The sequence below is a fragment of the Leptotrichia sp. SK-5 genome (genome assembly GCF_055387215.1).
On sequence record NZ_AP028931.1, the window covers coordinates 1,606,996 to 1,624,856 of the forward strand.

22 protein-coding genes, 1 tRNA gene and 1 pseudogene are annotated in these 17,861 nt (G+C 30.4%); 5 read left to right on the top strand and 19 right to left on the bottom strand.

Annotation, left to right across the window (positions count from 1 at the left end; translation table 11 throughout):
• Nucleotides 1-22 precede the first annotated feature (22 nt).
• The 9 genes and pseudogenes from rnmV to ACZ5B9_RS08130 form a co-directional block, all read right to left on the bottom strand.
• Nucleotides 23-610 carry a ribonuclease M5 gene (rnmV, locus tag ACZ5B9_RS08090; RefSeq protein WP_464422145.1) on the bottom strand — a complete coding sequence of 196 codons (588 nt, stop codon included), beginning with the start codon at nucleotides 608-610 and terminating at the stop codon, nucleotides 23-25.
• A 25-nt stretch (nucleotides 611-635) separates the two neighbouring features.
• Nucleotides 636-2,120, bottom strand: a complete 1,485-nt coding sequence (locus ACZ5B9_RS08095) for an aminoacyl-histidine dipeptidase (RefSeq protein WP_464422146.1) — start codon at nucleotides 2,118-2,120, stop codon at nucleotides 636-638.
• Nucleotides 2,121-2,205: 85 nt separating this feature from the next.
• Nucleotides 2,206-2,355, bottom strand: coding sequence for a hypothetical protein (locus ACZ5B9_RS08100; RefSeq protein WP_006803764.1), 150 nt, complete (start codon nucleotides 2,353-2,355; stop codon nucleotides 2,206-2,208).
• A gap of 36 nt (nucleotides 2,356-2,391) precedes the next feature.
• A complete protein-coding gene (deoD, locus tag ACZ5B9_RS08105) occupies nucleotides 2,392-3,102 on the bottom strand; it encodes a purine-nucleoside phosphorylase (protein ID WP_464422147.1) in 711 nt (236 codons plus the stop codon).
• Nucleotides 3,103-3,305: 203 nt separating this feature from the next.
• Nucleotides 3,306-3,382 (bottom strand) — tRNA-Lys (locus ACZ5B9_RS08110).
• A 158-nt stretch (nucleotides 3,383-3,540) separates the two neighbouring features.
• Nucleotides 3,541-4,137: pseudogene (locus ACZ5B9_RS08115) on the bottom strand (DDE-type integrase/transposase/recombinase); the annotation flags it as partial.
• 111 nt (nucleotides 4,138-4,248) lie between these two features.
• Nucleotides 4,249-4,578 carry a transposase gene (locus ACZ5B9_RS08120; protein WP_464422148.1) on the bottom strand — a complete coding sequence of 110 codons (330 nt, stop codon included), beginning with the start codon at nucleotides 4,576-4,578 and terminating at the stop codon, nucleotides 4,249-4,251.
• Nucleotides 4,579-4,716: 138 nt separating this feature from the next.
• Complete coding sequence (locus tag ACZ5B9_RS08125) at nucleotides 4,717-4,899, bottom strand: hypothetical protein (protein WP_464422149.1); 183 nt, start codon at nucleotides 4,897-4,899, stop codon at nucleotides 4,717-4,719.
• Nucleotides 4,900-5,005: 106 nt separating this feature from the next.
• Nucleotides 5,006-5,305, bottom strand: coding sequence for a transposase (locus ACZ5B9_RS08130; protein ID WP_464423941.1), 300 nt, complete (start codon nucleotides 5,303-5,305; stop codon nucleotides 5,006-5,008).
• A gap of 102 nt (nucleotides 5,306-5,407) precedes the next feature.
• On the opposite strand from ACZ5B9_RS08130, the gene ACZ5B9_RS08135 reads away from it, so the two are divergent.
• Nucleotides 5,408-5,833, top strand: coding sequence for a recombinase family protein (locus ACZ5B9_RS08135; RefSeq protein ID WP_464422150.1), 426 nt, complete (start codon nucleotides 5,408-5,410; stop codon nucleotides 5,831-5,833).
• A 300-nt stretch (nucleotides 5,834-6,133) separates the two neighbouring features.
• Here the strand turns inward: ACZ5B9_RS08135 and ACZ5B9_RS08140 are convergent, their stop codons facing one another.
• The 8 genes from ACZ5B9_RS08140 to ACZ5B9_RS08175 form a co-directional block, all read right to left on the bottom strand.
• Complete coding sequence (locus ACZ5B9_RS08140; protein ID WP_464422151.1) at nucleotides 6,134-6,511, bottom strand: hypothetical protein; 378 nt, start codon at nucleotides 6,509-6,511, stop codon at nucleotides 6,134-6,136.
• Between the two features lie 464 nt (nucleotides 6,512-6,975).
• Nucleotides 6,976-8,496 carry a bifunctional phosphoribosylaminoimidazolecarboxamide formyltransferase/IMP cyclohydrolase gene (purH, locus tag ACZ5B9_RS08145; protein ID WP_464422152.1) on the bottom strand — a complete coding sequence of 507 codons (1,521 nt, stop codon included), beginning with the start codon at nucleotides 8,494-8,496 and terminating at the stop codon, nucleotides 6,976-6,978.
• Between the two features lie 59 nt (nucleotides 8,497-8,555).
• Nucleotides 8,556-9,788: a replication-associated recombination protein A gene (locus ACZ5B9_RS08150; RefSeq protein ID WP_464422153.1), complete on the bottom strand. Its 1,233-nt coding sequence runs from the start codon at nucleotides 9,786-9,788 to the stop codon at nucleotides 8,556-8,558.
• A 26-nt stretch (nucleotides 9,789-9,814) separates the two neighbouring features.
• Nucleotides 9,815-10,621 (bottom strand): hypothetical protein, encoded by an 807-nt coding sequence (locus tag ACZ5B9_RS08155; protein ID WP_464422154.1) that lies wholly within the window; start codon nucleotides 10,619-10,621, stop codon nucleotides 9,815-9,817.
• 78 nt (nucleotides 10,622-10,699) lie between these two features.
• Nucleotides 10,700-11,659: a hypothetical protein gene (locus tag ACZ5B9_RS08160; protein WP_464422155.1), complete on the bottom strand. Its 960-nt coding sequence runs from the start codon at nucleotides 11,657-11,659 to the stop codon at nucleotides 10,700-10,702.
• A 104-nt stretch (nucleotides 11,660-11,763) separates the two neighbouring features.
• Nucleotides 11,764-12,018 (bottom strand): hypothetical protein, encoded by a 255-nt coding sequence (locus tag ACZ5B9_RS08165; RefSeq protein WP_464422156.1) that lies wholly within the window; start codon nucleotides 12,016-12,018, stop codon nucleotides 11,764-11,766.
• Between the two features lie 138 nt (nucleotides 12,019-12,156).
• Nucleotides 12,157-12,558 carry a hypothetical protein gene (locus ACZ5B9_RS08170; RefSeq protein WP_464422157.1) on the bottom strand — a complete coding sequence of 134 codons (402 nt, stop codon included), beginning with the start codon at nucleotides 12,556-12,558 and terminating at the stop codon, nucleotides 12,157-12,159.
• A gap of 33 nt (nucleotides 12,559-12,591) precedes the next feature.
• Entirely contained in the window at nucleotides 12,592-13,071 is a 480-nt protein-coding gene (locus tag ACZ5B9_RS08175) for an SH3 domain-containing protein (RefSeq protein WP_464422158.1), read from the bottom strand.
• Between the two features lie 318 nt (nucleotides 13,072-13,389).
• On the opposite strand from ACZ5B9_RS08175, the gene ACZ5B9_RS08180 reads away from it, so the two are divergent.
• From ACZ5B9_RS08180 to ACZ5B9_RS08195, 4 genes are all read left to right on the top strand, one after another.
• Nucleotides 13,390-13,887: a methylated-DNA--[protein]-cysteine S-methyltransferase gene (locus ACZ5B9_RS08180; protein WP_464422159.1), complete on the top strand. Its 498-nt coding sequence runs from the start codon at nucleotides 13,390-13,392 to the stop codon at nucleotides 13,885-13,887.
• Nucleotides 13,888-13,950: 63 nt separating this feature from the next.
• Complete coding sequence (locus tag ACZ5B9_RS08185) at nucleotides 13,951-14,784, top strand: VOC family protein (RefSeq protein WP_464422160.1); 834 nt, start codon at nucleotides 13,951-13,953, stop codon at nucleotides 14,782-14,784.
• Between the two features lie 31 nt (nucleotides 14,785-14,815).
• Nucleotides 14,816-15,118, top strand: coding sequence for a DUF6290 family protein (locus tag ACZ5B9_RS08190; protein WP_464422161.1), 303 nt, complete (start codon nucleotides 14,816-14,818; stop codon nucleotides 15,116-15,118).
• Nucleotides 15,119-15,510: 392 nt separating this feature from the next.
• Entirely contained in the window at nucleotides 15,511-15,576 is a 66-nt protein-coding gene (locus ACZ5B9_RS08195) for a hypothetical protein (RefSeq protein ID WP_232053287.1), read from the top strand.
• A gap of 96 nt (nucleotides 15,577-15,672) precedes the next feature.
• Here ACZ5B9_RS08195 and ACZ5B9_RS08200 read toward each other — a convergent pair whose 3' ends face one another.
• Both ACZ5B9_RS08200 and ACZ5B9_RS08205 read right to left on the bottom strand, forming a co-directional pair.
• Nucleotides 15,673-16,872, bottom strand: coding sequence for a Sapep family Mn(2+)-dependent dipeptidase (locus ACZ5B9_RS08200; RefSeq protein WP_464422162.1), 1,200 nt, complete (start codon nucleotides 16,870-16,872; stop codon nucleotides 15,673-15,675).
• Between the two features lie 12 nt (nucleotides 16,873-16,884).
• Nucleotides 16,885-17,850: a N(4)-(beta-N-acetylglucosaminyl)-L-asparaginase gene (locus tag ACZ5B9_RS08205; RefSeq protein WP_464422163.1), complete on the bottom strand. Its 966-nt coding sequence runs from the start codon at nucleotides 17,848-17,850 to the stop codon at nucleotides 16,885-16,887.
• Nucleotides 17,851-17,861 lie beyond the last annotated feature (11 nt).

Genomic DNA, 17,861 nt, shown 5'->3' on the forward strand with positions numbered 1-17,861 from the left:
AACACAGCCTTTTTTAAATTTTTTATTCTACACCAGCCTTATTTATCTCTTCAACAGCTTCCTCAAACTGTTCTTTTGAAATATTAAATGAATTTAGAGCCTTTAAAAGCTGTTTTGCATTATAATAGCCAATTTTTAAAATATCTCCGAGCATTATTCTACGTTTTTTTGCATTACTTCCAGAAACAAATCCATTATCAATCAAGTCGCTGATATTAAATCTATCTTCAATATTTTGACTAGCTGTAATAACATTTTTTAATGCCTCTAAAATTGCTTTGTCATTGGCATTTTCAACTCCTATATTATCATTTTTAGTTGCATCCTTTTGACTTACAAAAGCATGCTTTATATTTGGAATATATCTTTTTAATGTATCACGAATTTTTTTTCCTGCAAAATCAGGATCTGTAAATAAAATTAAATCGTTATTTTTTGATAGCTCAACCATTTTATTTATTGTTTTTTTAGATAATGCGGAGAAACCGTTTAAGGCGATAATATGTGCATCTACAACTCGTTTTATGGCTGTTATGTCATCTCGCCCTTCAACCACTATAATTTCATTTATTTTTAGTTTTTCTTTTTGTTTATTTGGCTCTTTTTTCATTTAATATTCCTTTTGTTTTTATTTTTTATTTAATGTTATAATCTTCCATAACTTTTAGCAATAATTCCCAAGTTTTTCCAACTGAATCTATTTCCATTCTTTCTTCAGGAGTGTGTGCACCGTAAATATTAGGCCCAATTGAAACAATATCAATATTTTCCATATTGTTATCAAAAATTCCGCATTCAAGTCCAGCGTGAATTGCTTTAATTTCAGGATCTTTTCCTGTTATTTTCTTAAATGAATTTACTACAATATCACGAATCTTTGAACCTTTTCGGTATTCCCAAGATGGATACGGAGAATTTATTTTTACTGCCACTCCATATTTTTCTGAAAGTTCCTTCACATCATTTAGTAATTTTTCAAGTGATTTATTTACTGAACTTCTTGGTAATGCCTGAATTTTTATAACAATTTTTCCATCTTTATTTTCAGTTTTTATAACTCCAAGATTTATTGAAGTTTCTACAAGTCCCTCGATATCTTTACTCATTGAGATAACTCCATTTGGAAATTCGTGGAAAAATGAAATAACGGCATTTGTATTGGAAATTGATAATTTCCCTTGATTTTTTAGTTCCTCTTTCTTAACTTCCTTCACTTCAATAACTGGATTTTTATCAATAATTTTAAAATCCTTTATTATATTTTCAAAAGCAAGGTTTGCTAATTTTTCAAAATCGCTGACTTTCTCATCCTCAAGTTTCACAGCCAGTAATGCCACAGCCTCTCTCGGTATTGCATTAGTCTTTTCCCCACCGTCAATATCTATTATTGCAAGAGTGTATTTTTTATTTAAGTGATTCAGAACTTCTGCCAAAATTTTATTTGAATTTCCTAATCCTAAATGAATTTCAGCACCTGAATGCCCACCTAGAAGACCTTTCACATCAACACTTATTACAGTATCATCTTCTTCTAGTTTTTCAGCATCAAAGTTAAACTCATTAAGAATTCTCGCCCCACCTGCACTACTCACATAAACTTGTCCGTATTCTTCAGTATCCAAATTTATAAGTGTCTTTCCAGAAAAAATTCCAAAGTCAAGGTTATTAACTCCGCTCATTCCGTCTTCTTCGTCAGTTGTGATAATAATTTCAAGTGCCGGATGTTTCAAGTCATTGCTATCAAGTATGGCAAGTGCATAAGCCACAGCAATTCCATTATCTGCCCCAAGTGTTGTTCCATTTGCCTTTAAGTGTCCATCTTCCACAACAAGTTCAATTCCCTGTTTTTCAAAATCAAATTGTGTATTTTTATTTTTTTCCCAAACCATATCCATATGTCCTTGCAGGATAAGTGGTGAATATTCCTCGTATCCAGCTGTTGCAGGCTTTCTTATTAATACATTTAATGCCTTGTCCTGAATAACTTCCAGATTTCTTTCTTTCGCAAATTCTACAATCCAGTCACTAATCTTTTTTTCTTTTCTTGAACCTCTTGGTATTTTTGAAATTTCACTAAAATAGTGAAAAACTTTTTCAGGATATAAATTTTCTATTTTCATTTTATTTTCCTTTCTTTTAGTTTAAATTAACAACAAGGGGATAATCCCCTTGTCTCAAAGATAAAGATTTATTAAATATCTTTATTTATAAAATATTTTCCAGTAATTCTTCAAGTTCTGACATTTCTCTCTGTGTCAAGTCATACCCGCTTTTTAACTTTTTCAAAATTCTATTTTCAGAACCAACTGAACTACGTTCTAAAATTTTTATAACTAATCTTTTGTAAAATTCCACTACTTTTTCTCCCTCAGTTATTTTCCTTAATTATTTTTACAACTGTAATGCCGTTTCTAAAGCCACTTCTATCATTTCATTGAAAGTTGTTTGTCTTTCCTCAGCACTTGTTACCTCATGAGTAATGAATGAATCACTAATTGTAAGCAATGTCAAGGCATTTACCCCTAATTTTGCTGCAGTTGTATAAAGTTGTGCTGTTTCCATTTCCACACATAATACTCCAAATTCAGCCCATTTTTTCCAAGCGTTAGGGTCATCTCCATAAAAAGTGTCACTTGTAAATACATTTCCAGCCTTTACATTCAATCCTTTTGCCTTAGCAATTTCATAAGCCTTGAAAACTAAATCTGAACTTGCTGTAGGCGCATAATCCGCTCCATTAAATCTTAATTTGTTAATAGCTGAATCAGTTGAAGCTGACATTGCAATAACAACATCCCTAATTTTTACATCTTCCTGATAAGAACCAGCTGTTCCAATTCTAATCAAATTCTTTACTCCAAACTCAGTTATCAGTTCATATGAATAAATCCCAATTGAAGGCACTCCCATTCCAGTTCCTTGCACAGATACTTTTTTCCCTTTATAAGTTCCAGTAAATCCTAGCATTCCTCTAACATTATTATACTGAACAACGTCTTCCAAAAATGTTTCTGCAATATATTTTGCTCTAAGCGGGTCTCCTGGCAATAGTATAGTTTCTGCAACATCTCCTCTATTTGCTCCAATATGCGGTGTTCCCATTACATTACCTCCTAAATTTTATAATTTATTTTTATATCTTCTAAAAACTTTTTCTTACTATAATTGTACTTCACTTTTTGAAATTATTCAAGGGCTTTATTTTGTTTTTTTTTTGATATTTCTTCTATTTCTGAATTTGTAATATTAAAACAAAAAAATAAGAGCCTAAAAAACTCTTATCACTAATATTTTATAGAAGATGATGGTGGGACTGGTGGGGATCGAACCCACAACCTACCGATTAAGAGTCGGTTGCTCTGACCAGTTGAGCTACAGTCCCATTATATAGCTAATTTAACAATCCTTGAATATAATAACATAATTTTTTCAATTTGTCAATTTAATATTTAATTTCTTTTATATTTAGTTGTATAGATGTCAAACATTTGTTACAAAAATATATTAAAAAAAATATTTCTTTCCTAATATATCTTTAACCTAATGATTTTCCTTGTACTCTTTTAATACTTCATTTGGACTCTTAAAGCCCAGTACTTTTCTTGATATGTTGTTGTATCTTGTATTGTATTTCCTTATTGCCCTTAACAGTTCTTCCTTGCTTTTAAATTTCTTGTCTGCGTAGTACTTGCTGTCAAGCCTGTGGCTTCTTTCCACTTTTCCATTCTCCCATGGCGAATATGGACGGATTGTCACGTACTCTATCCCCTTCTCCTCCAGTTTCACCTCAAACAGCGTTTTCTTATCACTTTCAGAATTTGTGAACTCTTTCCGGTTGTCTGTCTGAACTTTCTTTATGTCAAATCCCAGCTCCCTTTCCAAGTTCTCTAGAAACTTTGCAGTCTGATAGGTGCTTTTTTCATCTGCTATCCTCAACACTCTTTTTCTTGTATATTCATCTAATGCCGTTATTTGATAATACTTCTGGTCACGTGTGCCAAACTGTATGCATTCTTCCGGAACATATTTTATGTCTATCTGCACTCTTTCCCCAGGGTACTTCGCCTGTTCAGCCTTCTTTTTTCTTTTATGCGGCTTTTTAGGCTTTTCTTTGGCATTGCCCTTCATTTTCCTTATTTGGTCTTATGTCAAGAAAAAGGAGAAGTTAAGCAGAGTATTTTTTTTCAAATTCATTCGGCGATAGCATTTTACAATGGGAGTGCGGTCTTCTGCTGTTGTAAAATGTTTCTATATATTCAAAATTAAAAACTTCGCTTCCAGTAAACCCCTTATTCTGTAACGATTTAACCATTCTCTCTTTATTATCGAATGAAATGACTCTATTACCGCATTGTCCCATGTATTCCCTTTCCTTGAGTAGCTTCTTTCAATTTTCGGATGCCTTGTCACATTTTTATCCTCCTTGCTCGTATACTGGCTTCCCCTGTCACTGTAGATTATTAATGCTTTTCCTAATTTTCTCGCACTCTTTGCCTTGGCTACTGTTTTTAACACTATTTCTACTGATAAGCTGTCTGACACTTCCCATGATATTATTTTCCATGAATAAAGATCCATTATGCTCGATAAATATACGAAGCCTATGTATAGACATATGTTATATCCGTTACCCAGACCATATTTGACTCTGGCGGACTGAACTTCCTGCTTAATACATTTTTCAATTCCTTTTCCATTTCTTCATACTTTTCCAGCCTATATTTCTTTACCCATATTGCTTTCCCTCATATATTTACTTACCGTCTTCTGGCTCACTTTTTCTCCAATTTTTCTAGCTCTTTCATTATCTTGAGGGCTCCGTAAACTTTTTTTTGACCTTTCATATATTTTTTTTATTTCTCTCTTTATCTCCTGCCTCGATTTTCCCAATTTTTCCATGAATAATATCCCAATGATGAAACACCTAATTTTGGGAGCACACTGTTAACAGAAACTTTGCGTTCCTTCTCATAGCTTTCAACTGATTCATAAATTTTCTGTTTCATTAATTGCTCAGTATGCCCATTGCTTTTTTTAATATTTCTAATTCATCCTGCGTATCTTTCAGTTCTTTTTTCAGTCTTGCGATTTCCTTGTCTTTATCTGAAGCATAGTTTGCTGCCCCACGCATTTCTATCTTGCCGTCATTTTTCTTTGCCCTTGATATCCAGGCATCTAATGTTGATTTCCCAATTCCCATCTCGTCAGCAACTTCTCTAACTGATTTTCCTGATGAATGATAATATTTTACAGTATCTTCCTTAAATTCCTGAGTAAATTTTGATTTTTCATTGATCCTCCTAATAGTTTTTTATTATATCATTTTTTATTAAAATTTACTCTCTTTAACTTCTCCACTTTTTATTCTAACATACAAATATAAAGCGATGTGCAAAGTGGAAAAAATATGGAACGTGCCGAACTTAAAAAACTTGTTTCAAAAATTAGAGAAAATGATACATTTATTGTTACTGATATTGACAGACTTGAAAGAAACTTTACAGAAGTCACAGAGCTTTATACAAAACTGAAAGAAATGAACATTAATATCATTGTAATTAATCAGGAACTTTTAAATCACAGAGTTGATGATAAGAAAGACGAAATTGTAAATGTAGTTATCATTCCACTTCTAATATACTTGGCAGAACGAGAAAGAACTACACTTATTGAAAGAATTAATGACGGTATAAGAAATATGCCTGTTAATGATTTAGGTAGAAAATTTAGCAGAAAAACGGGCAATTGTGTAGAACGCCTGCTAAGTCCATTAATTTATTTAAAGAGGATTCTGAGATGTTGGAACGAGTTAAAAATAAGGAAATATCTGTAAATGGGTTTTGCAGATACATGGGAATTAGTAGGCAATCATACTACAAATACTATAAACATTTATAATGTTTGTAGTATGAAGAATATAAGTATGGGGAGAAACATACTCCCAGTTAAGCATTTATTTTGAAGGAAGAATAAAAAAAACAGGACGATAAAACTACCATCCTGTACCATATATTATAATTTTGAGTTTACACAAAATTATAAACACTCTCTAGTATTATTTTATTTAAAATTTATAGTGTGTTTCCTCAACATAATCACCTGTATGATAATCCCATTCACGATTAACAGTTACTCAATTTTCACGTTCCTCTTTTTCTTTCATCTCTTCTTCATATAATTCGATAATACGACGACTTATCAAATCAAGCTCTTCTTCATATAATTCATCAAATGACTTAGTTTGTCGCCTTTCTAAAAACTCGCTATAACTTATAAACTCAAAATGACCCCTGTTATATTCATCAAGTAATCCTCCGCCAGTATACCGATTTGAACTATATTCTTTGTTCTTGGAAATAACGATGGGATTTCTGTCATCGTCAAGTAATCTTTCAAGAACTGCATAACTAAACATAAGGAACGTCACAGTTAAAATCACACAACCAATATCATCAAAAGGGATTGTATAAAAAGCCTCAAGTTTAGCACCAAATATAATAAATACTAACATATGATATATAATTCTATATATAGAACCTACAATTACTATTCCTAATAGTCCAACTGTAAATCCAATAAAACTATATATAAGTTCAATAAACTTAAAATGGAGCAATTTAATAAGTGAATATATATATAATACAACAGCAAATAATACTATAATTTTTGTTATTATAGAAAACTCCATAATAGAAAAATATATTGAAAATATAGATGAAATAAATCTCATAATAAAAATCTCCTTTATAATTTATGTTAATGAATTAAGTTCTTTCTCAATCTCAAGAACTTCTTTTCGTGTCTTTTGTTTCAGTCACCTTCGATATTGGAGTGGTCTATATCTCCATTATATAATTGGGATTATATAGTTTTTTGAATTTTAATTGTCCCTCTATTCTTAAATTTTGATATAGGTTACCCCTTTTCATATATTTTAAGTACAGTTTATCTATAAAAACAAGTATTTGTTTAATTTTAATGTTTGAAATGTCTGATTCCAGTAAATACCATTGTCATTCCGTGTTCATCGGCGGCTTCGATTGATTCTTTGTCTCTAATTGAGCCACCTGGCTGTACTAATGCTTTGATACCGTATTTTGCAGCTTCGTCTACACAGTCTCTGAATGGGAAAAATGCGTCTGATGCCAGAACTGCTCCTTCTAGTGAATCCAAGTCCCCTTTGGCATGTTCAAGTGCGTGCTGAGTTGCCCAGATTCTGTTTGTCTGTCCTGTTCCAACTCCTGTTGCTGCTCCGTCTTTTACGACTACAATTGCATTTGATTTTACGTGTTTTACGACTTTCATTCCAAGTTCCATATCTTTTAATTCTTGCTCTGTTGGCTGTTTTTTCGTTACAACTTCCATATTGTCAATCATTTTTCGATTTGTCTGCTGAACTAATATTCCGCCGTCAACTTTTACATATTCCACTTTATCCTGCGGTTTTGCAACTTCGCATTTTATTACTCTCAAATTTTTCTTGGATTTTAATATTTCCAGAGCTTCATCAGTAAATGCTGAGGCAATTACGATTTCTAGGAAAATTTTATTCAGTTCCTGTGCAGTTTTTGCGTCAATTTCTCTATTAATCGCAACGATACCACCAAAAATTGATACTGGATCACAATCATGGGCTTTCTTGTAAGCTGTGAAAACATCATCTGCAACTGCCACACCGCAAGGAGTCGAGTGTTTTACAGCACAGCAGGCAATTTCATCAAATTCATTTGCCACTTTCCAGGCAATATCCATATCCCTGATATTATTAAACGACAATTCTTTTCCATTTAACTGAACAAAATCTTTCATACTTCCATTTTCAGTAGTTGAAACGTAGTATGCAGACGATTGGTGAGGATTTTCCCCATATCTCAAGTCAAATTTCTTTTCATACGAAACATTCAAATATTTTGGATATTCCTCTTCCAGCAAGAAATTAGAGATAGCCGCATCATAAGCTGATGTCAAATTAAACACCTTCCCAGCCAATCTTTTTTTCGTTTCAAATGAAACTTCCCCATTATTTTCAATTTCTTCCATAATTTTCTCATAGTCTTCTGTTTCGCAGATAACTGTAACATCTTTGAATGATTTTGCAGCCGAACGAAGCATTGTAGGCCCACCTATATCAATAAATTCAATTTTTTCATCAAAAGTCTTATCTGTCTGAACTTCCCTGAAAAACGGATAAAGATTAACAACAACATAATCAATCGTCTCTATTCCTTCTTTCGCAATCGTATCCATATGCTCCTTATTGTCCCTAATCGCCAAAATTCCACCATGAATATTTGGATGCAATGTTTTCACTCTTCCATCCAGCATTTCCTTAAAATTAGTAACTTCTGAAACATCTATTACAGAAAGCCCATTTTCCTTCAAAAACTTGTAAGTCCCTCCAGTAGAAATAATTTCCACACCTTTTTGATTTAAAAACTGTGCAAATTCCAATATCCCAGTCTTATCAAAAACACTAATCAAAGCTCTTTTTTTCATTCGGCATCATTCCTCCAATATATTTTGTTAATTTATTTTATCACAAACCCTTGTATTTATCAAGGCTTGGGATTTTTCTTAATCTTCTTCAGCCACTCATCCGCCACCTTTTCAAACTTATTTTCTCCATGTTCATAAAATTTCATTTTTTCATTCATATAAACTTGCTCTACATAATGATTTTCATAATCGTGCGGGTATTTGTAGGCTTTTGCTCCAACTTTTGTGAGATGAACTGGCACTTCCTGAATTTTTTCATTTTCAATGTGGCTTAGTGCTGAATTTATAGCATTGTAGGCTGAATTGCTCTTGGGAGAAATTGCAAGATAGATTGCCACTTCAGATAAGATGATTCTAGCTTCGGGCATTCCAATTTCCTTTATCGCATTAAGTCCTGCCACAGCAATTGGTAAAGCCTGCGGATTTGCAAGTCCAATATCTTCAGAAGCCAAAATTACAAGTCTTCTTACAATATATAAAATATCTTCTCCGCCAGAAAGCATTTTCGCCATCCAGTAGACAGCCGCATCAGGATCGCTCCCACGAATACTTTTTATCATTGCTGAAATTGTATTGTACTTGTCTTCTGTCCTGTGATATGATTTTTTTGTATTCAAAATTTCCTTTACTTCCTCCAGCGTAAACTCCACTCCAACATTTGTTATAAGTTCCAAAATATTTATAGCCTGCCTTGCATCTCCTTCGATTATTTCTGAAATGTATCCTAAAATATCATCTGAAATTCCAAAATTCTCCTTTTCATTAATATTTTTCAATATTTTAAGCAAATCATCCTCTCTCAGTTTCTTAAATTCAAATGCCATACATCTTGATAACAACGCATTATTCAAGTTATAATAAGGATTTTCAGTAGTCGCTCCAATCAAAATAATATTTCCATTTTCCAAATCTTCAAGTAGTGAATCCTGCTGCAACTTGTTAAATCTATGAATTTCATCCAAAAATAATAGCGTCTGCTGTCCATTTGTGTGAAAGCTGCTGTGTGCCTTGTCAGAAATATTCTTTATATCAGTTACAGAGGCTTTTATAGCATTCAAATATTCATAATGGTAATTCATTTTAACAGCGATTATTTCTGCAAGCGTCGTTTTCCCTGTTCCCGGTGCTCCCCAGAAAATCGCATTCATAAAGTTTCCTCGCTCAATAATCTTCCTCAAAATCCCATTTTCTCCAACCAATCTCTTCTGTCCATAAAAATCATCAAGACTTTTGGGACGGTATCTAAATGCCAGCGGCTTTTTATCTTCATATACTTCGTCAAATAAATTCATTTTTTATATTTCCTTTTTTATAATTTCTATTTAGTGTTATTTATTTTTAATTGCGATTTTTTATTATCTGAAAAAATATTTAAAATTAATATTGTTGTAAAAATTACAATAATCAAAACTACCACATAAAAAAAATAATTAAAGATTGCTTTAGATAGATCTGTACTCTTTATTATTTCTATCATAAATTTCCAAATATAATCATTCTTTGTACCTGCTATAGTTTGATATATATATATATCCATAAAAATAGAGATAAAATAATACATTATAATTAAGATTATTGAATTTATAGCTGTATAAATAATTGAAAATATACTTTTTCCATTATTTTTTTCATATACTTTGATAGAAAATAAGGATACTGTCAGCAAGATTCCAACTAATTCTGTTCCCATTATTCCATTTAAAATTCCTTTTTTAAAAAATATTAAAATCATATAATTCAAATCTATTATTTCAGAATTCTTTGACACAGAAAAAGCAAATCCTCCTCCAAGCAAGAAAATTATTATAACCATCATAGCAAAAGTCCACAGCATTATTTTTATCAAATTATTTGCGCCAAATCTTGTTTTCATCATTTTTATAAAAATAACAGTTAGTATAACCAAAACAGTAAAACTAAATACCGCCTCTACTAACGTTGGAATCATCCCAGCATTTTCATTGCCATAATTCAACTTTAATACATTGATATAGTAATAATAATTAAAGATTGCTCTTTGTACTAATAACACAATCCATGTAGAAATAAATATTCCTGTTATTTTTAATATTCCTAAAAAAACATCAAAAAAATCTCTTTCCACTTTCTTTTCAAAATTTCTCATGAAAACCTCCATTATATTCTAAATTTTTTTGAATTTTTGTAAATCAACATTTACAATTTTAAGTATGATTTCTTTCTCTTAAAAACTGTACTCTTTACAATCAAACCAAATATACCACAGTATTTTTTCTTTCTGATTAGGATACTCCCCAATAAGTTCTGTTACTATTGCCAATTCTTTTATTACTTCACTAAGCCACACATCTTCATCATCTTCATCGTAATAAATTTCATATTTCACCATTTTCTCTTCGGTTAAGTAATCACCAATTTTCAAATCTTCTGCTGGAAAATACTTCTCATCTTTTATATCAATCTTTACAATTTTTCCAGTTTTTGGATTTGCAAATAATGAATATTTCTGTTCCTTGTCTTCATACAGCAAATACTGATAATATTTTTTTAGATTTCTTTTCTCTGACGCAGGAATTACTTTTTCAATGTGATCTCCTAATTTTATTCCACTGTATTTACGGTTAATTTTAATATTTTCATCTAGTTTGACTTCAATTTTCCCTGTACCAAAATATCTCTTTAAGATTTTTTCAATTAACGTCAATTCATTATAATAATATCTTTTCAAATTTACAAATTCAGGGACATCAAGATTTACGTTACACTCCTGCAAATTATTCAAAAATTTTTCCATATCTTCAATTTCAATTTCATCAAACCATTTATTCTTAACAATGTACTTTCCTTCTTTTTTACTTATATAAAAAAATACGCAAAAAGCATAAATATCTTTAAGTATTGCCACAATAAACGGTTCACCTTCTCTTGCTGTCTCATTATAAATCAAAAACTTATTTTCTGAATTTCCATTTTTGACTTTTACATATTTTTCTGTATTGTTTAAAATGTCACAAAGTAATTCATAATTTAAATTTTCCTTAATTATTACCTCTTCTTCTCCACTATCTGTTTCTTCTTTTTTATATTGATTATACAGCCACAATTTTAATTTTCTATTGATAATCTTTTTTAAAAGAAAACTATCCCAAAATATTTTCTTTTCCCATAATGACTTATTCAACATAACTGAAAAACCTCATCTAATTTATTTCCCATTATATCATAAAAAGAGAACTCTGAAAATATCAAAGTTCTCATTTCAAATTTTCTTCTTTAGTGGAGTTTTTATTACTCACATGAAACTCTTACATTATTATCCCTTATATCAAAAGCCAGTTCCCTTGTCTGAAAATTGAAAGTTGGATAAATTCTTATTTCTCCATTCTCTATTTCAAAATATTCAGTATAATAACTTAAATTCCCATTTGCAGTCACTCTGAATCTTCCCGAATAATCTCCATTTGAAAGAACTCCGGAACATATTCTTCCATTTGCCATAGCATTTCCTGCAACTCCAGTAAAAATTGATATTACCGTTACCATTAATAATCTTTTTCATATTTTCATTTTAATCTTCCTCTCTTTATTTTTATAATTTATTGATTCAAAATTATGTTTAAAAATTTCTGCTCAATGTTCAAATTAGAAATTTTTCTAGTTAAATCTTAAATTCAACACTCCTTAATCCTTCATTTCTTTATGTTTTGAAGAATATGCATAATCTAGTCCTGCTTTTTTAAATCTTTTTACATTTTTATTATACAGTTTTTCATTTTCATCTTTCAGCTGATCGTTTATAAAAAAAGTTGCTTCTATAAAATGTTGTAATTTAGAATAATTTTGTCTTTTCATTTCAGGATAAAATGTTTCAAAAAAATAGTCAAAAAGTTCTTCATATTTTTCATATCTTGCGTAATTGTTGAATTTTTCTTCCATTTTTTCCAACGACTCTTTTTTCATAGTATCTTCTGCCTCTATCTTTTTTGTAGTCTTTTTCATCGTATTATTCTCTACCGCTACTGCTACGACTGCAACTAAAATTAATACTCCTATTATTGTTAATAATTTTTTCGATATTCTCATTTCACATCATCCTATCTTAAATTTTACAATATATTATTTCTCTTTCTTAACTTGACTTCTATGTACGTATGCTACTGGTATATGCGGAGAATCTCCGTATGTAATATACAGCCAATCTCCTTTTTCTTCATAAACCTCTAATATTTTTCCATTTTTTTTTTCAGCTATTTTTGCACTTGAAGAAGGTTCCCATCTTATATTTGCATATCCGTCCTTTGAAGAAACAACATAAGTCTCCATCAGGTAGCCTTGACTTTTATGAATATACCCATATAGTATTTTCCCTGATTCTGTTCTATGTTTTATGTAATACCAGTTACCTTCCTTTCTAATTAATTCGCCTTCCTCAAACATATCCAATCCAGCTAATATTTTTGAACTGCCTAAAGGTTTTTCCCTAAGATTAGCTAATGAGGCATCATTTAAATATACTTGAAAATACGTTTTAGAAAATCCTAAACTGCAAAATGCCAAAAATATCGACATTAACATTAACTTTCTACATTTTCTCATAAGTTTCAACTCCTTCAACGTTTTTTATTAACTGTCTTTTTTCTTTGTTATATCTGATACAATTATGTAATAACAGTTTTTTAAAATCTGTAAAAAATAAAATTAATTTATTTTACGTTATTATTATAACACATATTATTCAAAAAAACTAGAAGTAATGAAAAAATTATTATAAAATTTATTATGCTATATTTACTTTTCTATAAAATTATACTATAATGTTTCTATAATAAAAAATTTAACAGTTTATTATAATCAAAACTAATTTTATCAATAAATTTTAAGTATAAAATATTCAAAAATTGAAAGGCTGAAATAATGAAAAAAAATGTCTATTTTTATGAAACTGATACTCCAATTGGAAAAATTGGACTTGCCACAACAGAAAATGATTCTCATATTACTGATGTAATCTGGAATTATGAAATTGAAAAATTTAAAAATGATGATAATTTTCAAATTAAAGAAACCAAGTTAATAAAAAAGGCAAAAAATCAGTTATTTGAATACTTTTCCAAAAAACGAAAAAATTTTGACTTGCCACTTCTAAAAGAAGGAACTCCTTTTCAAATTTCAGTCTGGAACGCTCTTGAAACAATTCCTTACGGTGAAACCCGTTCCTACAAGGACATCGCAATCGCAATCAATAATGAAAAAGCAGTCCGTGCAGTCGGAATGGCAAACAATCGAAATAAAATCTCAATTTTTATTCCTTGCCATCGTGTAATTGGCATGAACGGAAAGTTAGTCGGATATGGTGGCGGACTTCATATAAAGGAGTTTTTATTGGAACTGGAAGGTATTAAAATAAAATAGTAGATTATCAATAAATTAATTATAGTATGTTTGAATTTTGAAATTTTGAAAGAAGGAATATTAATGAATAATAAAAATTATGGATTAAATTTTAATTTTATAACTTTAAGAGTAAAAAATATCGAAAAAATGAGAGATTATTATTTAAAATTACTAAAAATGAAAGTTTTAAATGATAAAAAAGAAAACGGAAAAAGAGAAATTATATTGGGAACTAAGACAGTTCCTCTTATAAAAATGATTTCTTTTGGAAATGAAGTATTGAAAAACGATAACGAAACAAATGTATTTCATATTGCTTATTTGCTGCCTGAGAGAAAAGATTTAGGAAATTTTTTAAGAAACTGTGCAAAAGAGCTAATCAAATTAGATGGAGTAGGGGATCACAATGTAAGTGAAGCCGTTTATTTGACAGATCCTGAAGGAAACGGTATTGAAGTTTATGCAGATAGAGATTCTAATACTTGGAAATGGGAAAATGGACAGGTTATAATGGGGACAGAAACTATAGATTTAGAGGATTTATTGAGAATTTCGGACAATCTTCCTGATTTTGAAATCCCTGAAAATACTAAAATTGGACATGTTCATCTTGAAACATTTAATCTTGAAAATGATAAAGACTTTTATATAAAGGCATTAGGACTTGAAACAGTATCGAAATTACCAAAAGCATATTTTTTATCGACAGGTAAATATCATCATCAATTTGGTATGAATCAATGGAACGGAAAAAGAAAGATTCCTAAAAATGATAATTCTACAGGTGTTGAAGAAATACATCTATCATTAGTTAAAGAAAAATTTGAAAAAACTTTCCCAAATATAAAAGAAAATACAGTAACTATTGACACTCCAAATAGAATAAAATTATTTGTATCCAAAGAAACCAAATAAATAGAGTAAAATAGAAGAAATAATATTTTCATTGCTTTTTATTATTTCTTATGTCAAAATTTTATTAACAAAAATAATAAGAAAGGGTGTGACCTTTATAATAACCGTTTCTATAAATGCTCATCCAGACATAGAAGACAAAATAAACAACTATGTTAAGGAAAACAATATCAATTTAAACCAAGTAATATTAGATTTAATTCTTGAAAAAATCGAAGATGAAGAGGACTGCAAATTGGCTGTTGAAGCTTATAAAGAATATAAGTTAAATAAGGAAAAAGCAATTTCATTTGAAGATTTAGTAAAAAAAATGGTATTGGAAAATGAAATATAAAGTTATCATCAGACAAAAAGCTGAAAAACAATTAAATAAGTAAAATTTCGTTAAAGGAAAAATAACTGTCTGAGCGTAGTTTTTACGAAGCGAGTTTTATTTTTTCTTTATAAGAAAGTTTTGCGTAAAGCGGGGTTGTAAGGGCATGGCGTCTGATGCCCTTACGTTAAAAAAACATATAAATGAAATAAGAAAAAGCATTTATTAATCATAATATTTATAAATAAAATTACAAAAGTCTTTAAGATGGATACTTAAAAATTAGAATTTGACTTTTTTAACAAGACTATCAAACTAATTATTATAAAATTTTAATTACGATTTTTAAATAGGGGTTAGTATAAGAAGGATTTTGGAGATATAGAGTTGAAAATTATAGGATTATTGCAAAAATTGAAAAGGATGAATTAGTCATTTTAATTGTTCAAATAGATAAAAGGGATAAAATTTATATTTAGAATTATTTCTAAATTTATTGAGTTAATTGAGAATTGAAAATAATAAAAACTGTCTAATATTCTTGTTTTAAGAATAAAAGACAGTTTTTTTCTATTCTATTTCATATTTTTCAACTTACTTATTTCATATAATGAAAGTGCATAAATCTCTGTTATTTTCTTTAAATCTGACAGATCAAGCCACTCATCAGGTAAATGTGCTATATCCTTCTGACCTGGAAAACTTGGACCATATGCAATAATATTAGGAATTATCTTTGCATAAGTTCCTCCTGTCGTTGTGACAGGTTCCGCATTAAAGCCTGTAACATAATTATATACCTTCTGTAAAGTCTGCACATATTCAGAACTTTTATCATATAAAACTGGATTCCAGTTGGAAATTTCCTCCAGCTCCGTTCCTTCCGTCAAATTACTTCTGATTAAATCCATAAGCTGCTCTTTTTTGCATATTGCAGGATAACTCATTACAAATTCAAAAAAATGTCTGTTTTCAGAAATTCCAAATCTGTATCCTCTTAATATCATTTCTCCAAAATCATCATCTTTAAAATTTATTTTTAATTTCACACCGTTACTGGGTGCTGATAAAATATATCCATTTACAAATTCATATAATTTCTCTAAATCTTTCATTTCAGAATATATTCTTACCTTAAGCCTTCCCCTTTCTCCGTACACAACTGGCCATTTACAGTCAGGAGTCCAGCCAAAAATAGGGGCTTTTTCCTTTGTTAGATAATGTTTTACACATGCAAATCCTGTTTCTTCATTTGTTCCGAAAACTATTCTTACAGGAACATCAAATTTTATTCCTAATTTTTTCAGAATATGGAGTGCAAAAAGATTTGACAGAATGGGACCTTTATTATCTAGAACACCTCTTCCATATATGCGATTATTTTCTATTTTTCCACCTAATGGAGGATACTTCCACCCTTCACCAAGAGGAACAACATCTACATGTCCAAAAATCCCTATATATTCCTCATAATCCCTTATTTCTTCCGGTACATATTCTGCATAACCTATTTTATTATCTATATTCGCTGTATTAAATCCCAGTTTTTCTGATATTTCCAGAGCTTTATCCAGTGCCTCAGCAGGCCCTTTTCCAAATGGAGCATTTTCTTCAGGTTCCGTCTGAATACTGTAAATTGAAACTAATTCACGTATTTTCTCTATTAATTCAGGCTGTATTTTTTTCACTTCTTCTTTTATTTTCAATATTATTTCCTCATCGGAAATATTCCTATTTTTATCATATTTTTTATTATCATCCGTATTTTTATCCATTTTCTACCTGCCTTACTTTTCTATAAGAGGTTTAGTTCTTTCATTGATATACTCCTGTAGCCATTCTTCAGTCGCTTCTTCGTGTATCATTTCATTGCCTTTTCTTTTTGTCCTGTATACTTTTACAGGAGTCCTTTCATTTCCTGCAACAAAGGAAAAATTTTCAATATTTGTAGCTACTCCCCATTCTCCTTTGTTATTCATGGCAATTACAGAAATATCTCCTGCTTTTCCTCTTTTTCTTATCAATTTTTTTTCAAAAGTGAATACAGCCTTTTCACATGCTTTCTGAGGAGAGAGTCCACTTTCCATAAGTTTTACTATCTCATATGAAATTATCCCCTTCATTATATCTTCTCCAAGACCTGTTGCACTTGCTCCTCCAATTTCACTGTCCGCATAAAGTCCTGAACCGATTACAGGGGAATCTCCCACTCTTCCTTTCTTTTTCATGAAAAGTCCGCTTGTAGAAGTTCCTGCAACTATATTTTCTTCCTTATCAAGGCACACCATACCAACTGTATCATGCCCTGAATAAGGTTTTATCTCTATTTCTTTTATATGTGTCATATCCTTCAATCTGTTTCTATAATGTATTTTTGCCCTTTCTGTAAGCATATTTTTTCTTTCAAAACCTCTTTTATGTGCATATTTTTCTGCGCCTTCACTTACTAGCATGCTATTTTCATTTAAATTACTTAAATCTTTGGCGACAGATATAGGATTGGCAAAATCTTTAATGGCACATACTGCACCAAAATCAAAGTTGCTTCCATCCATGTATGCTGCATCCAGTTCGACTTCCATTTCTTCATTTGGGAGTCCGCCGTAACCAACAGATTTATAAAAAGGAAAATCTTCAACATTTTTTATTGCTGTTTCTATTGCTTCTCCCGCTTTTCCATCATTTTTCAGTATTTCTGAGGCTTCTTTGACACCATCATGTGCCATGCACCATGTTGCAATTATTCCCCACATCTTCTTACCTC

Coding starts and splice junctions, on each gene's coding strand:
- ACZ5B9_RS08200 (WP_464422162.1), bottom strand. CDS start 16,872: ATGGATAAAAATACGGATGATAATAAAAAATATGATAAAAATAGGAAT.
- ACZ5B9_RS08125 (WP_464422149.1), bottom strand. CDS start 4,899: ATGGAAAAATTGGGAAAATCGAGGCAGGAGATAAAGAGAGAAATAAAA.
- ACZ5B9_RS08160 (WP_464422155.1), bottom strand. CDS start 11,659: ATGTTGAATAAGTCATTATGGGAAAAGAAAATATTTTGGGATAGTTTT.
- ACZ5B9_RS08185 (WP_464422160.1), top strand. CDS start 13,951: ATGAATAATAAAAATTATGGATTAAATTTTAATTTTATAACTTTAAGA.
- ACZ5B9_RS08135 (WP_464422150.1), top strand. CDS start 5,408: ATGGAACGTGCCGAACTTAAAAAACTTGTTTCAAAAATTAGAGAAAAT.
- ACZ5B9_RS08120 (WP_464422148.1), bottom strand. CDS start 4,578: ATGGATCTTTATTCATGGAAAATAATATCATGGGAAGTGTCAGACAGC.
- purH (WP_464422152.1), bottom strand. CDS start 8,496: ATGAAAAAAAGAGCTTTGATTAGTGTTTTTGATAAGACTGGGATATTG.
- ACZ5B9_RS08175 (WP_464422158.1), bottom strand. CDS start 13,071: ATGAGAAAATGTAGAAAGTTAATGTTAATGTCGATATTTTTGGCATTT.
- ACZ5B9_RS08170 (WP_464422157.1), bottom strand. CDS start 12,558: ATGAGAATATCGAAAAAATTATTAACAATAATAGGAGTATTAATTTTA.
- ACZ5B9_RS08150 (WP_464422153.1), bottom strand. CDS start 9,788: ATGAATTTATTTGACGAAGTATATGAAGATAAAAAGCCGCTGGCATTT.
- ACZ5B9_RS08180 (WP_464422159.1), top strand. CDS start 13,390: ATGAAAAAAAATGTCTATTTTTATGAAACTGATACTCCAATTGGAAAA.
- rnmV (WP_464422145.1), bottom strand. CDS start 610: ATGAAAAAAGAGCCAAATAAACAAAAAGAAAAACTAAAAATAAATGAA.
- deoD (WP_464422147.1), bottom strand. CDS start 3,102: ATGGGAACACCGCATATTGGAGCAAATAGAGGAGATGTTGCAGAAACT.
- ACZ5B9_RS08165 (WP_464422156.1), bottom strand. CDS start 12,018: ATGGTAACGGTAATATCAATTTTTACTGGAGTTGCAGGAAATGCTATG.
- ACZ5B9_RS08095 (WP_464422146.1), bottom strand. CDS start 2,120: ATGAAAATAGAAAATTTATATCCTGAAAAAGTTTTTCACTATTTTAGT.
- ACZ5B9_RS08155 (WP_464422154.1), bottom strand. CDS start 10,621: ATGAGAAATTTTGAAAAGAAAGTGGAAAGAGATTTTTTTGATGTTTTT.
- ACZ5B9_RS08205 (WP_464422163.1), bottom strand. CDS start 17,850: ATGTGGGGAATAATTGCAACATGGTGCATGGCACATGATGGTGTCAAA.
- ACZ5B9_RS08140 (WP_464422151.1), bottom strand. CDS start 6,511: ATGTTAGTATTTATTATATTTGGTGCTAAACTTGAGGCTTTTTATACA.